Below are 13,385 nucleotides of genomic sequence, written 5' to 3' on the forward strand. Positions count from 1 at the left end.
AGTTAGGGCTCAGAATAGATAACCTATTTACCAAAAATAAAGCAACAGCGATTTATTAGATAGCCATAAAGACAGACATAAGAGACAACATATTATGAATAACAGTAATAGTAGGGCAGCCATTAGCCTACACGAAAGTTGGGCTAGCAATCTTAGTGATTATCTGTTGCTGCGTCGTCAGCAAACGCAATCAGCATATCACGTGTCTAATGTTGAGACGAATATAGAGACCGAACAAGTAGATGGGGTGCAAGATAAAGCCTTATTTAGCGCTGTATTTGTCATGTTGACGACGCATTTAGAACAAGGGCATACAGTATTAACGCTGGAAGAGGCTAAGGATGAAAGGCCTGTGCAGGGGGATATCGGGGGCGAATCAGTGACTCTGTATGCTTGGCAATTGAAGCTGCTAGAGATGCTAGCCACGCCACTTCTGGTATTGGCAGAGAGACAAATCGACCAGTTGATAGCAGATGAAGTGGCTACAGAGCCCTCACTTTTTAGTTTACTAAGCATTATAGTTGCTCAAAGACATCAACTATGGTCACAGTCAGTGCTAACTAATTATGAAAGAGAGCTTCTGACGAAGCGCTTAGATGCCATCACTGCGTTATATCAGCGGCTAAGAAATACAGATCTAGATGCTTTTATTCACTCAATCGGTCAGTATGACTTGTTCAGTAATGTTAAACATCTTAATAAGGATGATAGAAATAGCCTAAGCAAAAATAACAAACCAATCATTTATCAAATTCAAAAAGAAAAAAATCAAAATACATCAGCCACCCTTTGGCTACACCGCACCTGGCAAGCAGAATTTAGCTTAGCTACGCGTATCAATTCAATTATAAATCAGCAGATAACCCCTCTTTCAATTGCTATACCAGATAATCTGGAGAAACGACAGATAGCAGCGATTAATGTGGCTAATCACAACGCTTTTAGTATCATCACGGGTGGACCTGGGACAGGTAAGACTTATACTGTGGCGCAGCTCGTTATTGCTCTGCAACAAGCAGCACAGAGTAGGGAAGATGACGCACCTATCAAGTTTAGCACCGATAGCGCAAGCTTAGCGTTGGCTGCGCCGACTGGTAAGGCTGCACAGCGTATGCAGGAATCTTTGCAAGCGGCTTTAGATGCGGCAAATGTTGATATGCAACTAGAAGAAGCAAAAACCATCCATCGTTTACTAGGCATTGGGCGAACGGGTAGACCGCGCTACGATGCAGACAATCCACTTGGCGAAGATATCATCATCGTTGATGAGGCCTCTATGCTCGGAGTAGAGCTGGCAAATTATCTGGTTAGTGCAGTAAAAAAAGGCGCGAGACTTATATTACTGGGTGATGCCAATCAGCTTGCGGCAGTAGATGCAGGTGCCGTCTTATCCGACCTATGCCGCATACCAAGCCTGCAACCCGTACACGTAGAGCTTACTGAGAGTCGCAGATTTAGTAAAGACTCTGGTATTGGTAAGTTGGCTCAGCAAATCAATAATATAGATACAGACACGCAAGGCATTTGGCAGTTATTAAAGCAAGATCAGGCGCTGAGTTTTTCGAATATAAATACGCAATCTGCGCAAACAAATCCAAATAACCAGATAAAAAATAGCCTAAGCAATATAAAAAATCTTAAAAAAATAATTCTAAACTACCAAAAATACATAAAAAAAATCAATGTACTGTTAGAAAATCCAATGGAAAAATCCGTGCCAACAGTTGTTAAAGAGACAATTACCTCTCTAGTACAAGCTTTCAATCAATTTAGAATACTTACGGCTGGACATAATGGAGAGTGGGGCGATCATTATATTAATAACTACCTAACACAGTGGCATCTGGCTGAGTTAAAACTGCCGCTAGGTCAAAATACTTGGTTTCATGGTCGGCCTGTTATGATGCTACAAAACAACTATGAGCTTGGATTGTTCAACGGGGATATTGGTTTTTGCTTGCAGACGGGGACAGATGGCGCGCCACTAGAAGTCTTCTTTGAAAATAAAACTCAGGGCATCGCCGTTAGTCTATTAAATGATGAGCTCGTATCTACTGCCTACGCTATGACTATTCATAAGTCGCAAGGATCTGAGTTTGATCATGTTGCGATTACTTTTGATACTAGTCATAGTAGGCTACTCAGTAAAGAGCTTATCTATACGGCAGTGACTCGCGCCAAAAAACAGGTCAGTATATATAGCACCAAGTCTGCCTTTGAGAAAGCAGTGCAGACCCCAACTGAGCGCTATACAGGGTTAGCACTACAGTTTGAAGCTCTATAAACGCAAAAAAGCATCCATAACGGATGCTTTTTATTGTGTAGAATGAAATACTACACTTTGTCTTCTTTAATCGCATAAATACCTGGCAGGTGACGCAAGTAACCATGAAAGTCCATACCGCAGCCATAGACATAACGGTCATCAACATCGATACCGACAAAATCCACATCGAAATTAGCAACTTTGCGATCATGCATTTTATTTAAAAGGACGCAAGAATCGATTGAAGCGGGCTTTTCTTTACCTAATTCTTCAACGATAGCTTTGAGCGTGATACCTTCATCAAAAATATCATCGATGAGTAGTACATGCTCGCCTTCGATACTGACATCGGGTTTAAATTTCCAATCAAGATCGCTGGTCCCCTCATTGTCACGATAGCGCGTCGCATGAATGTAATGCATGCGATGATAAAAAGTCAGATGAGTCAGTAGCTGTCCTGCTGGGATAAGGCCACCGTTCATCACTACCATAACGATAGGGTTTAGGCCTGCATAATGCAAATTAAGCTGGGCAGCAAGACGCTCGTAAGCGGCCGCAACTTCGATACTGCTAATGAGACACTCTGAATTACGTAGAGTTTGTTCGATCTCTTGATTACTGATTTGAGTCATAGTAGGGTGCGCCTTTGATAAAAGTGCCACATATTTTAGCAAGTTTTAGCGAATTTACCTAATCGCAAACCGCCATTACCCTAATATTAATTAATCCGCCTTTTCCACAATAAAAGGACGATAATAATTGGCCAAACGGTTCAATGAGCTCATAGGTAAGTCAGGTAGCATTTTATTCAATGCCATGCTCATACCTTTATCGATAGCGGCTTTGGTAACGGGCACTGATTTGCGTTTAATCATGCCAAGTTTAAGGGTCTCGGCATAACGAGTGATAAAATGAGTGAGCGTATCTTCGTTCATCGTCTCTAATGCTAACTTAAATTTACTCATATCGACATCATCAGGAGTTACTGAAGCAAAGCCTTCTGTGATTTTTTGAGCACTATCCTCGGAGAGCTTAAAACCGACCCGACTGACCCCTTCATTATCAATAAAAGTGGCTCGGTCGCGCAGGAAGTGAAAGCTTGGCAAGACATCTTCATTATTCTCTTTATTTAATAAGATGTTAAGTAGCGTATCAGCTGAGCGCTCAATGGTGCCAACGATTTTGCGCATGGAGGCTTGACGCTCAGGGTTAGGGATAATCTCTACTAAGCCTACCAGTAGATTATCGATCAAATCTCTAGCAGTTTGGTGAGTTAGTGCGTCGCGATGTTTGTAGTAATCAACATGCTCATCCGATGCTTCCGCTTGCGCCGCTTCTTCTATTAATTGTTTGAGTTTCTCTGACGGTGGAAATCCGAAATAGTGTGCCATATCTTTTCCTTGAATCTTATTAAATGAGTATTCTAAATCAAATAGAACAGTATACGTAAAAAACTAGTGACGTTGCATTCGTTTATCAGCTGCAGTCACTATCTATAACATCAATATCTGAGATAATAATTCTTTATTTAACCGCAGTTTTAGTAGATATCGTTTAAGTGCGATCAATTTTGCAGATTATAATTGACCACTGCGATGATATAGGGTGATACTACGGCAATTGTAGACTATAAATTAAAATGACTAATGAAGTGTTAGCGTTTTTATAACATCTATAAGTGATAAAGGCAGCCTTTTTGGCTGATGTAAGCAAAGTAAGTATGCAAGGAGGAATGATATGAATAGTGCAATTGTACTGCTTATCAGCATCGGTATGATGCTATGCGGTTATCTTTTTTATTCAAAATTTATAGCGAGTAAAATATTAGGGTTAGACAATAGTCTGCCCACGCCAGCCCACACTATGAAAGATGGTGTGGACTATGTTCCCACTAACAAATATGTATTATGGGGTCACCATTTTACTTCAGTGGCAGGAGCGGCACCGATTATTGGTCCTGCTATTGCCGTAATTTGGGGCTGGGTACCCGCTGTGCTTTGGGTAGTTTTTGGGACGATATTTATGGCAGGTGTCCATGATATGTCTGCCATTTGGGCAAGTATGCGTAACCGTGGTCAATCTATTGGTTCAATTGCCGGTACGGTAATGGGCTCGCGTGTGCGTAGCTTGATGATGGTAGTGATTTTCTTGTTACTACTGATGGTCAATGCTGTGTTCGGTGTGGCTATCGCTAATATGCTTATCAAAACGCCATCCGCAGTACTGCCGGTGTGGGGCGCATTAGTGGTCGCTTTTATCATTGGGCAGTGTATCTATCGCTACAATATGAGCCTTATTTGGGTCTCTATTATTGGAGTAACGGCCTTATACGGACTGATCTATCTAGGGCCTATGTTTCCAGTAGTGCTGCCTGAGACCTTTATGGGCTTACCTGATAACGCCGTTTGGATTATTATCCTATTTTCTTATGCCGCCGTCGCGTCATTATTGCCGGTATGGATGTTATTGCAGCCTCGTGATTATATCAACGGCTTACAGCTTTTCGTTGGCTTAATATTATTATATGCTGCTATTTTCATCTCAACGCCTAACATTGTTGCGCCTGCCATCAACAGCGACTTGCCGATGAGCGCGCCCTCAATTGTGCCTTTACTATTTGTAACTATTGCTTGCGGGGCGATATCGGGCTTTCATGGTTTAGTCGCTACAGGTACGACATCTAAACAGGTCGATAAAGAAGAGGATGCACGGTTCGTTGGTTATTTTGGTGCGCTAGGCGAGGGGATGCTGGCGCTTGGGGCTATCTTAGCGGCAACTGCAGGTTTTGCAACTTTAGGCGATTGGCAGGCGGTTTATCAAAACTTTGGTGATGGCTCCATCGGTGCTTTTATTGATGGTGGCGCTACTATTTTAAGTAATGGTGTCGGTATCGATGTAGTGCTATCGCAAACGATGCTCACCGTGATGGCAGCACTGTTTGCAGGAACGACTATGGATACTGGTGTACGCCTGCAGCGTTATATCTTCCAAGAGTTTGGCGAGTTTTATAACCTGCCGGCACTGAGCAAGGGCTGGATAGCGACCTTATTGGCCGTAGGGACTTGCTTGCTATTAGCATTCGGTGCCGGTGGTATCGATGGTGCTGGTGGTATGATTATCTGGCCTCTATTTGGTACGACCAACCAGCTCATGGCCGCCTTAACGCTGATGATTGTAACCGTTATTTTACTGCGTAAAGGCAAGACCGTCTGGTACACCTTAGCGCCGCTGTGTTTCTTATTAGTGATGACGCTATTTGCCTTATTGATTCAGCTCAAAACCTTCTATGATGATGGCAACTGGCTACTGATTGCGATGGATTTGATTATCTTAACCGCGTCGGTGTTAGTGACTTTTGAGAGTTTTTCAGTATTGCGCCGAGAATGGGGCGAACATAAAGCTAAGAAGAATATCTAACCTATCGTTTATCAGTAAATTAGATACTAAGTTAAATAAAGCGCTGGCGATTGCTGGCGTTTTTTATCACCAAACGCTGTAAAACCATGTCCTTCTAGGATATGGATGTAAAGCGTCATCCGTTGTCACCTAAAATCAAATTCACCTTGTCAACACTGCTCATTGAGATCATACTAAACCCATGAAAACGCTTAAACTCCGTATCAAAGACAAACATGCTGCTCAGCTCAATATCTTAGCTGGGTCGACCGTCTTTAGTAGAAATCCCCTCACTTTAGAGAGGGGAGGAAGTCCATGAACAAACATAAGGTATAGTAAGGAATAAAGATATAAGTTAACTCTCAGCAAATGTAAATATACTCAATACTATAAGAGCACAACTAGGATAAGATATGAAGGACAATGAGCAGCAAAATCCACAATCTAACGCCTCTTGGTGGCAGCGGTTTTCTGCTGGATTAAGCGAGTTCTATCATGCGCCTTATAGACAAACGATGGCCCGCGCTGCTCGTGATGAAGAGGATTTTTTTATGCTAATGATGTTTGCTGAGAGCTTAGGCATTGATAACCCGGCAAGCTTTTACACCTTAGAGCTACAGCCACTATTTTTAGAGAATTTCCATGAATGGCATACCCGTATGGGTATGGATAAATGCCCGTTCGATCATGTCGGCTGCTGTTAGCTCAACAGATTTATTCTAAGTATACATTTATCATAAGTATAAATAGCGGCAAAATGAGTCAATCAGACAATAGATAGTCATTGAATATAGAGAAAAGCATGGCGACGCAGTCTATAGAGCACACCTCGTTAAAAACATTAGTCACTCAATTGTCACAGCAGCCGATTATATTTGTAGGCGGAAAAGGCGGAGTGGGAAAAACCACTACAGCGGCAGCACTTGCCAGCCAGTTGGCAAGCCAGCAGAAAAAGACGCTTATCATCTCAACAGACCCTGCGCATAGCTTGGGCGATGTATTGAGCACCAAACTTAATAATAAAAAAACAGCGATCAGCCCATATCTTGACGCCATTGAGCTCAATCCCGATGTCATTGTAGATGCCCATTTTGCGCAAGTGGAGCGCACTATCACGGCCTATGCCAATCCGGATATGATGCCAAAAATTCGCGAGCATTTGCGCCTATCAAAGTCGGCGCCCGGAGCACAGGAGGCAGCTATGCTTGAGTCTATGTGCCAGCATTTAGTCTCTGCCGCCGAGGAGGGTTATGAGCATATTATCTTTGATACTGCGCCGACGGGACATACGCTACGTCTACTGGTATTGCCTGAGATGATGGGGGCTTGGACAGATGGTCTATTGGCGCAGCAACGACGCCAAGCCAAACTGCGCTCAGTCGCAACACGTTTAGACAAAAATGATGATAAAAACAATCGCCTAAAAGACAAAGACGTTGCCAATCCTTTTGAGAAACAAAAGCCTGATCGCTGGGAGCAAGCGGTAGCAGTATTGGAGCGGCGCAAGGCATTATTTCGTCAAGCGGCACAGCTTCTACATGACCACAAAAAAACCGCTATCGTCTTAGTGATGACCGCTGATATTTTGCCGTTAGTTGAAACCAAACGCGCTATTGAGCAGTTAGAAAGCGCTAATCTTAAACCTGCAGCCATCGTTGTCAATCAGTTGATTCATCCCAAGCAACAAGACACGTTTTGGCAGCAGCGCGCTAATAGGCAGCAACAGATTATGGATGATATCGCGACTACCTTTAAGCGCTATCCGTTATCTGCAATATACTTGCAGCAGACTGATATACGAGGGTTTGAAGCTTTGAGTGAGCTATTAAGATAATAAACCTAAAAGTTAAACTTATAAGCAATGCACCCTATAGCTTACTCGCCAGAGACCACGCTGTATCCATGCGCAGGCTCTGCGCTTGTTCTGATTTACCGCTACTCAAAGATGACCACTGCGGTTTGCCGCGTGCTTTTTTAAGCTCACTTGGTAGTTTATAAGGGGGCCAAAGAGTGATCGCATTATCCTCTTCTTCTAGACCATCGTCTTGGCTGCTTGTAGATATCTCCCCATCATTAATACTCTCATTTTGATAGAGCAATTGTGTGGCATCTGTTGCCGCATGCCCGCGATGGCGCAGCGCGGTCAATAAGTCAGTGGCACGAGTGGCAAGCAGCGTCAAAGTCGCCGGATCGATATATAAACGTTTCACCCCAGTGATCTTATCGGCGATACTGCTGGTGTTAGATAATAGGCCACCGCCTATTGCTCCTAGTGCAGCACCCAATCCTAAAGTCGTTCCAAGTGCTGCCGCATCAATCCCTAATCCTAATAACGCGCCTGCTGCCGCGCCAGAAGTGGTACGAATACCATAGCTTTTGAGCAGTTCTGGATCAAAGGGATCTTGTTGATAAGCCTGTAACTCAAGTGGCGTTGCGGCCACCGCATTATCATAAAACTTATAGAGATTAAGTAGCTGATGCTGCATCGTACGTTCTGTTTGCCTAACGGCTTCTTGCATATCTTGCAGTACTGGCATAGGATCATCATCTTCACTAATCTCACGCACAAAAGCGGCCACATTTAACAAGAAATCTGCAATGATAATTTTTGCCTCATCATATAGCTGCGCCCAATCCTCGGTACGGCGCTGCATCAGCTGCTCAAGCATCTCTGAGTGCGTCAGCATGGTAGCCAAGTTTTGCCAAAGTCGCATCTCATCATCAAATTCAAACGCGACCGAATCAAAGCGCGTCGAGATATGCAGATTACGCCGTGCCAGCATCGTCTGCCACTCATCGATGTTAGCTTCTTGACTATCAGTGAAATTAAACACCGGCATCACAGGTATCGCCGCCCAAGACAAAATCGCCAGCTCATCTTTGTACTTACCGAGCACAGGCTCTCGCGCATCGACGACATAAACCGCCATATCACTTGCCAGTAGTTGGCGTATCACTTTAGCTTCTTGGCTATAGTCCTCGGCACCTTGAGCGCTAGTGGCGATATCCGCTGCCAAAAACTGCTGCAAGCGCTCGATACCATCACGGCGACTGGCTGTATTGTCCTCAAGCCAATCCATCAAGCCTGAAGCATCCTCAAGTCCTGGCGTATCATAAAGAGCAACTAAAACCTCACCTGTCTGGCTATCGGTCAATTGCGCACGCTCCACATGACGCGTGGTTGCGGCTTCGTTTTTGACTTCGCCGAAATAAACATCACGCAGTAAGGTACGCAAAATCGACGTCTTACCGGTATTGGTATGACCAACCACGGCAAGCTTTAACGGCTCACCAGTAGCAAGTGTCTTTTTGAGGTTAGACGGAAGTTTGGAAGGGTTAGGAGCATTGACATCATCATTATCGGGGGTTTGATCCGCTTTATCTGTCTCAGTGAAGTTCGTATTAGTGAGCTTCGTAGTCGCATACTCTTCACTAGCAGTGGACTCAGGCACCACCGCAGGAGCCGGATCATCTTTTAATGCTTTATCAGCAAACAGTCCGACTGGCTTTTCATTATTTTCGTTGTCAGTATTATTATTCATAATGTGTCTTATTTACAAGTTATCAAAATAGTGCTTTTTAATTCAATAATGAATGATGAACGCTTAATGACTAGCGACCAAACCGATTTGTCGCTCAGCCAGCGCCGTTTGCCACTGCTGGTAGCGCACATTATCGTTTTTATAAGTTTCGGTAGTAAGCTCAGTATCAGCATCTATATCCGAATCATCATCTAGTAATTGTACAATTAAACCATGCTTGGCATGAGTGGCAATTTGATCCAACTTACGCAGAGTGCCGCGATCAGGTAGGGCTTTACTATGAATGCCTAACAACACTTGCACAGGATGACCATCTAAGTAATCCTTTAGGCGTGCCATATCATCACGATCATCAAGGATACCGAAATTCTCAACCGCTTCGTTAGATTCGATTGCTGTGCCTGCCCGCCACCACTGCTGATGCGCGCTAGGATATTCGAGTAGGGCGACGAGCTTTTTGGCTTGGCTTATCTCAGCTTTTGGTGCAATAGGAGCGGGCGCTTCTTTGAAGTCATCGGCATCAATGACTTTGCGCTGCCAGAAGCTAATGATTTTTTGGTAATAAGGCAGCTTGATATCAAGGCGCATTTTTTTGCGGCGGAACATCAGCGCACAAAACACCCAAGCAATTGCCCGCGGCACAATGCCATACATCAATAAACTACCCACGAGCAAACTTGCCCATTGCCTCGCCACCGATAAAGGCAGCGCATCAGTCACTAAGCGGCTTTGGATAATAGCCGCACTATCAGGAACGTTAAACCCTACTAAACTCGGCAGCCAGCCTAGCGTTTGAGTCAAACCAATCAAGGCATTATCCGATAACAGCGTGGATTCCCAACTAAAGCTGTACTGACGCACGACTAGTAAGAATATGATCGCAAGCAGCATACCTGTCAAAGTAGCAAGCCATAACTGATGGCTGAATTTGCCGAGATACCAGCGCATACCGCTATGCTCAAGCTGCTGCTCATAGAGACTAACCGCCGCTTGAGTGACATCGTCTTTACCGCGAATTAAGTAGCTTGGACTGACCAGGCTTGCAAACCAATTGGCCGATTGCTTGCCGCGATTGATAAAAGTAAGGAGCAGCCAGCCAACAAGCATAAGGGTATGAAAGCCGAGTAAGCAGACAAGCACATAAAAGAAATTGACAACGTTGGCCTGCAATAGAGTGAATAAGCCTAGGAATCCTGAAACACACCAGACCACACTCATCATGACCATGATGCTCTTGATACGAGCATCAATTTTACCTAAGACTTTTGCAAGATTCCCATTACTATCGATTCGTTTGGCGCGCCGATGTAGCTTTTGTTTTGGCGAGCCATCTTCATTTTGCAGCTTTTCGGTCACCAATAGCGGATCGGTGGCAAACACATGATTGTTGCTCTCAAGGTTTCGTACCAGCTCAGTCAGCTGATCTTGCGGGGATAGCATAAGTAATAAGATCCAAGTAAAAAGAGAAGATAAATGAGTAAAATGACATCTGCAGATTATTGTAGCGTAAATCTAATCTCGATAACGGTTATTATTGAACGATATTCATTAAATAATGTGAGCTCACGAACCTCAAAACCATACCAAATGCAATACCAAATACAATGCCAAACAATGCTAACTTATATGCATAGTGATAACAGTGATAACGAAACGGTAATGACGCAACTGTGATAACAAACTAGGAGCCAGTTATGAATAAAAAAACGTATCTTATCATCGGTGGTACAGGCGGCATCGGTAAAGCTATGGTCGAGCAGCTAATCCAGATGACCCATAAAATACAGACGGGCATAGCGGTGTTTGCGACTTATCATAATAGCGTACCTGAGATTGAAGCTGATAATTTGCATTGGCTAAAGATGAATATCTCTGATGAGGACAGTATCAAGCAGAGTATTGACGCTATAAAAACTCATAGCAACCATATCGACTGGGTAATCAATTGTGTGGGTCTGCTGCATACCGAGCATAACAAGCCTGAAAAAGCGCTGCGGCAGATGCAGACTGAGTTTTTTCTACAGAATATGCAGGTCAATGCACTTGCCAGCATGCTCATTGCCAAACACATCAAGCCGCTGCTCAAAAACGCTGAGCGTAGTACCGATAATCCGGCGATATTTGCGACGATATCAGCTAGAGTCGGTAGTATCAGCGATAATGAGCTTGGCGGCTGGTACAGCTACCGTATGAGCAAAGCGGCGCTCAATATGGGGATGAAAAACTTAAGTATCGAATGGTCACGCTCCTTAAAAGACGTCTGCGTGGTTGTCATGCAGCCTGGTACCGTTAATACGCAGCTGTCTGCACCGTTTCAAGCCAACGTACGTGAAGGTCATCTGTTCTCGCCAGCTTATAGCGCTGAGGCCTTATTAGAGGTGCTCGCAGATATGAGTAGCGATCAGACCGGTAGCTTCGTTGATTGGGCAGGGGAGTCGATACCTTGGTAACACTTAACACAAAAACACAGTGACAAGAAGCAGAAAAAGCAAAAGGGTTTGTCGTTACTCAATCAACGACAAACCCTTTTGTTTGGTACAGATTTAGCTCATAAAAAAGCGATTAAACAATATTAATTTGTCATAAACAAATCCATAAACTCATGCACGGGCGTTTGCTCTAGTTTTGCTTGATTGTCGCATAGCTCAATAATCTGCTCACAGCGACTCTCAATAAAACGAGTGGCTAGATTGGCGCGGAATTTTGCTTCTAGAATAGGAATACCCTCAGCGCGGCGGCGTTTATGACCGATAGGATACTCAATAACCACCTTATCCGTACGAGTACCGTCTTTGAAAAAAACCTGAATCGCATTGGCAATCGAGCGCTTGCTAGGATCGTGATAGTCTTTGGTGTAACTGACATCTTCTTCCACCACCATCTTTCGGCGTAGTCCGTCGATTAAGATATGATGCTGCTCATGGTAATCATCCTCATAATTCTCCGCCATCAAATCGCCTGTCAATAAAGGCACCGCTACCATGTACTGCAAGCAGTGGTCGCGGTCAGCAGGATTGGCGAGTGTACCTTCCTTGGAGATAATACGAATAGCAGACTCATGGGTGGTGAGGACGATCTTCTCAATCTCATCAATTCTATCATCGATACGCGGATGCAAGATAACCGCTGCCTCACAAGCGGTCTGCGCATGGAATTCGGCAGGGAAGCTTAATTTAAACAAGATATTTTCCATCACGTAACTGCCAAACTCACGCTGGAATTTAAAGTTGCGATCTTCTTCAGGTTTGGTCGCTAAGTCTTTATTGGTATGGCTAAAGAGCACATCATAAAAACCCCACTGCGGCGCGGACAAAGCCCCTGGAATGCCCATCTCACCGCGGCGAGTAATATCGACCAGCCGAACCGCGCGGCTAGTGGCATCACCTGCGGCCCATGACTTACGGCTGCCGGCATTGGGTGCATGTCGATACGTGCGTAGAGCCTGCCCATCGACAAGGGCTTGTGATATCGCCGCCATGATGCGCTCGCGTGGTAAGTTATAGAGCTTAGCGACGACTGCGGTTGAGGCTAATTTAACTAAGAATACATGGTCAAGACCCACACGGTTAAATGAATTCTCCAGCGCCATTACGCCTTGAATCTCATGTGCCATAATCATCGCCTCAAGCACATCCCGCATGGTCAAAGGCTTAAGGTTGCGGCTAATGTTTTGCTGACTGATATAATCGGCTACCGCAAGGATACCGCCTAAATTGTCCGACGGATGTCCCCATTCAGCGGCGAGCCAAGTATCATTATAGTCGAGCCAGCGCACCATACAGCCAATATCAAAAGCAGCTTTGATCGGATCAAGTCGATGGGTGGTACCAGGCACTCGTGCGCCATTAGGCGTCAGCTGACCTTCGCAATCAGGACCTAGGTGTTTGGTGCATTCAGGAAAACGTAGTGCAAGCAGCCCGCAGCCAAGGGTATCCATCAGACAATGGCGCGCGGTAGTCCAAGCCTCTTCACTATTTTCAGAATCGTTATCTACCGAGTAACCCAGCACATAATCGGCGATTTTTTGGATTTCTCTATCGTACTCGGGACGAACGTTACTCTCTACCGTCGTGTTTTGATTATCAGATTGGGTGTTTGACATGATCGTCTCCTCTTCCTTGAGTGAGTTATTATTTAACTAGTCGACTTATCTTATTTTTGTCAATCAAAGCGTCCACAGA

Annotated in this window: 10 protein-coding genes and 1 pseudogene; 6 read left to right on the forward strand and 5 right to left on the reverse strand. The window is 44.4% G+C overall.

What is annotated here, in order from left to right:
• Window positions 1-94 precede the first annotated feature (94 nt).
• A complete protein-coding gene (recD, locus tag W234_RS0111455) occupies window positions 95-2,284 on the forward strand; it encodes an exodeoxyribonuclease V subunit alpha (protein ID WP_227501962.1) in 2,190 nt (729 codons plus the stop codon).
• 50 nt (window positions 2,285-2,334) lie between these two features.
• Here the strand turns inward: recD and W234_RS0111460 are convergent, their stop codons facing one another.
• On the reverse strand, window positions 2,335-2,898 hold the full coding sequence (locus W234_RS0111460; protein ID WP_025646983.1) for a hypoxanthine-guanine phosphoribosyltransferase: 564 nt from the start codon (window positions 2,896-2,898) through the stop codon (window positions 2,335-2,337).
• Between the two features lie 90 nt (window positions 2,899-2,988).
• Window positions 2,989-3,657, reverse strand: a complete 669-nt coding sequence (locus W234_RS0111465) for a hypothetical protein (RefSeq protein ID WP_025646984.1) — start codon at window positions 3,655-3,657, stop codon at window positions 2,989-2,991.
• A 346-nt stretch (window positions 3,658-4,003) separates the two neighbouring features.
• Here W234_RS0111465 and W234_RS0111470 point away from each other — a divergent pair, with 346 nt between their 5' ends.
• The 4 genes and pseudogenes from W234_RS0111470 (at window position 4,004) to W234_RS0111480 (ending at window position 7,496) form a co-directional block, all read left to right on the forward strand.
• Window positions 4,004-5,683 carry a carbon starvation protein A gene (locus W234_RS0111470; RefSeq protein WP_025646985.1) on the forward strand — a complete coding sequence of 560 codons (1,680 nt, stop codon included), beginning with the start codon at window positions 4,004-4,006 and terminating at the stop codon, window positions 5,681-5,683.
• A 181-nt stretch (window positions 5,684-5,864) separates the two neighbouring features.
• Window positions 5,865-5,948 (forward strand): annotated as a pseudogene (locus W234_RS14955) (transposase); the annotation flags it as partial.
• A 127-nt stretch (window positions 5,949-6,075) separates the two neighbouring features.
• A complete protein-coding gene (locus tag W234_RS0111475; protein WP_025646986.1) occupies window positions 6,076-6,366 on the forward strand; it encodes a cory-CC-star protein in 291 nt (96 codons plus the stop codon).
• Window positions 6,367-6,464: 98 nt separating this feature from the next.
• On the forward strand, window positions 6,465-7,496 hold the full coding sequence (locus W234_RS0111480; protein WP_025646987.1) for an ArsA family ATPase: 1,032 nt from the start codon (window positions 6,465-6,467) through the stop codon (window positions 7,494-7,496).
• Between the two features lie 34 nt (window positions 7,497-7,530).
• Here W234_RS0111480 and W234_RS14010 read toward each other — a convergent pair whose 3' ends face one another.
• Window positions 7,531-9,204, reverse strand: a complete 1,674-nt coding sequence (locus W234_RS14010; protein WP_037059745.1) for a DUF3482 domain-containing protein — start codon at window positions 9,202-9,204, stop codon at window positions 7,531-7,533.
• Between the two features lie 63 nt (window positions 9,205-9,267).
• Window positions 9,268-10,644 (reverse strand): DUF2868 domain-containing protein, encoded by a 1,377-nt coding sequence (locus W234_RS0111490; RefSeq protein WP_025646988.1) that lies wholly within the window; start codon window positions 10,642-10,644, stop codon window positions 9,268-9,270.
• 254 nt (window positions 10,645-10,898) lie between these two features.
• Here W234_RS0111490 and W234_RS0111495 point away from each other — a divergent pair, with 254 nt between their 5' ends.
• The gene (locus W234_RS0111495; RefSeq protein ID WP_025646989.1) at window positions 10,899-11,654 is read left to right on the forward strand and encodes an SDR family oxidoreductase; all 756 of its coding nucleotides are present in this window, start codon (window positions 10,899-10,901) and stop codon (window positions 11,652-11,654) included.
• A gap of 122 nt (window positions 11,655-11,776) precedes the next feature.
• Here W234_RS0111495 and W234_RS0111500 read toward each other — a convergent pair whose 3' ends face one another.
• Complete coding sequence (locus W234_RS0111500) at window positions 11,777-13,306, reverse strand: bifunctional 2-methylcitrate dehydratase/aconitate hydratase (protein WP_025646990.1); 1,530 nt, start codon at window positions 13,304-13,306, stop codon at window positions 11,777-11,779.
• Window positions 13,307-13,385 lie beyond the last annotated feature (79 nt).

Source organism: Psychrobacter sp. TB15 (genome assembly GCF_000511655.1).
Classification (GTDB): Bacteria; Pseudomonadota; Gammaproteobacteria; order Pseudomonadales; family Moraxellaceae; genus Psychrobacter; species Psychrobacter submarinus.

Excerpts from the sequence above, each read along its gene's own strand:
- W234_RS0111480 (WP_025646987.1), top strand. The coding sequence starts at position 6,465 with ATGGCGACGCAGTCTATAGAGCACACCTCGTTAAAAACATTAGTCACT.
- W234_RS0111470 (WP_025646985.1), top strand. The coding sequence starts at position 4,004 with ATGAATAGTGCAATTGTACTGCTTATCAGCATCGGTATGATGCTATGC.
- W234_RS0111475 (WP_025646986.1), top strand. The coding sequence starts at position 6,076 with ATGAAGGACAATGAGCAGCAAAATCCACAATCTAACGCCTCTTGGTGG.
- recD (WP_227501962.1), top strand. The coding sequence starts at position 95 with ATGAATAACAGTAATAGTAGGGCAGCCATTAGCCTACACGAAAGTTGG.
- W234_RS0111460 (WP_025646983.1), bottom strand. The coding sequence starts at position 2,898 with ATGACTCAAATCAGTAATCAAGAGATCGAACAAACTCTACGTAATTCA.
- W234_RS0111500 (WP_025646990.1), bottom strand. The coding sequence starts at position 13,306 with ATGTCAAACACCCAATCTGATAATCAAAACACGACGGTAGAGAGTAAC.
- W234_RS14010 (WP_037059745.1), bottom strand. The coding sequence starts at position 9,204 with ATGAATAATAATACTGACAACGAAAATAATGAAAAGCCAGTCGGACTG.
- W234_RS0111490 (WP_025646988.1), bottom strand. The coding sequence starts at position 10,644 with ATGCTATCCCCGCAAGATCAGCTGACTGAGCTGGTACGAAACCTTGAG.
- W234_RS0111465 (WP_025646984.1), bottom strand. The coding sequence starts at position 3,657 with ATGGCACACTATTTCGGATTTCCACCGTCAGAGAAACTCAAACAATTA.
- W234_RS0111495 (WP_025646989.1), top strand. The coding sequence starts at position 10,899 with ATGAATAAAAAAACGTATCTTATCATCGGTGGTACAGGCGGCATCGGT.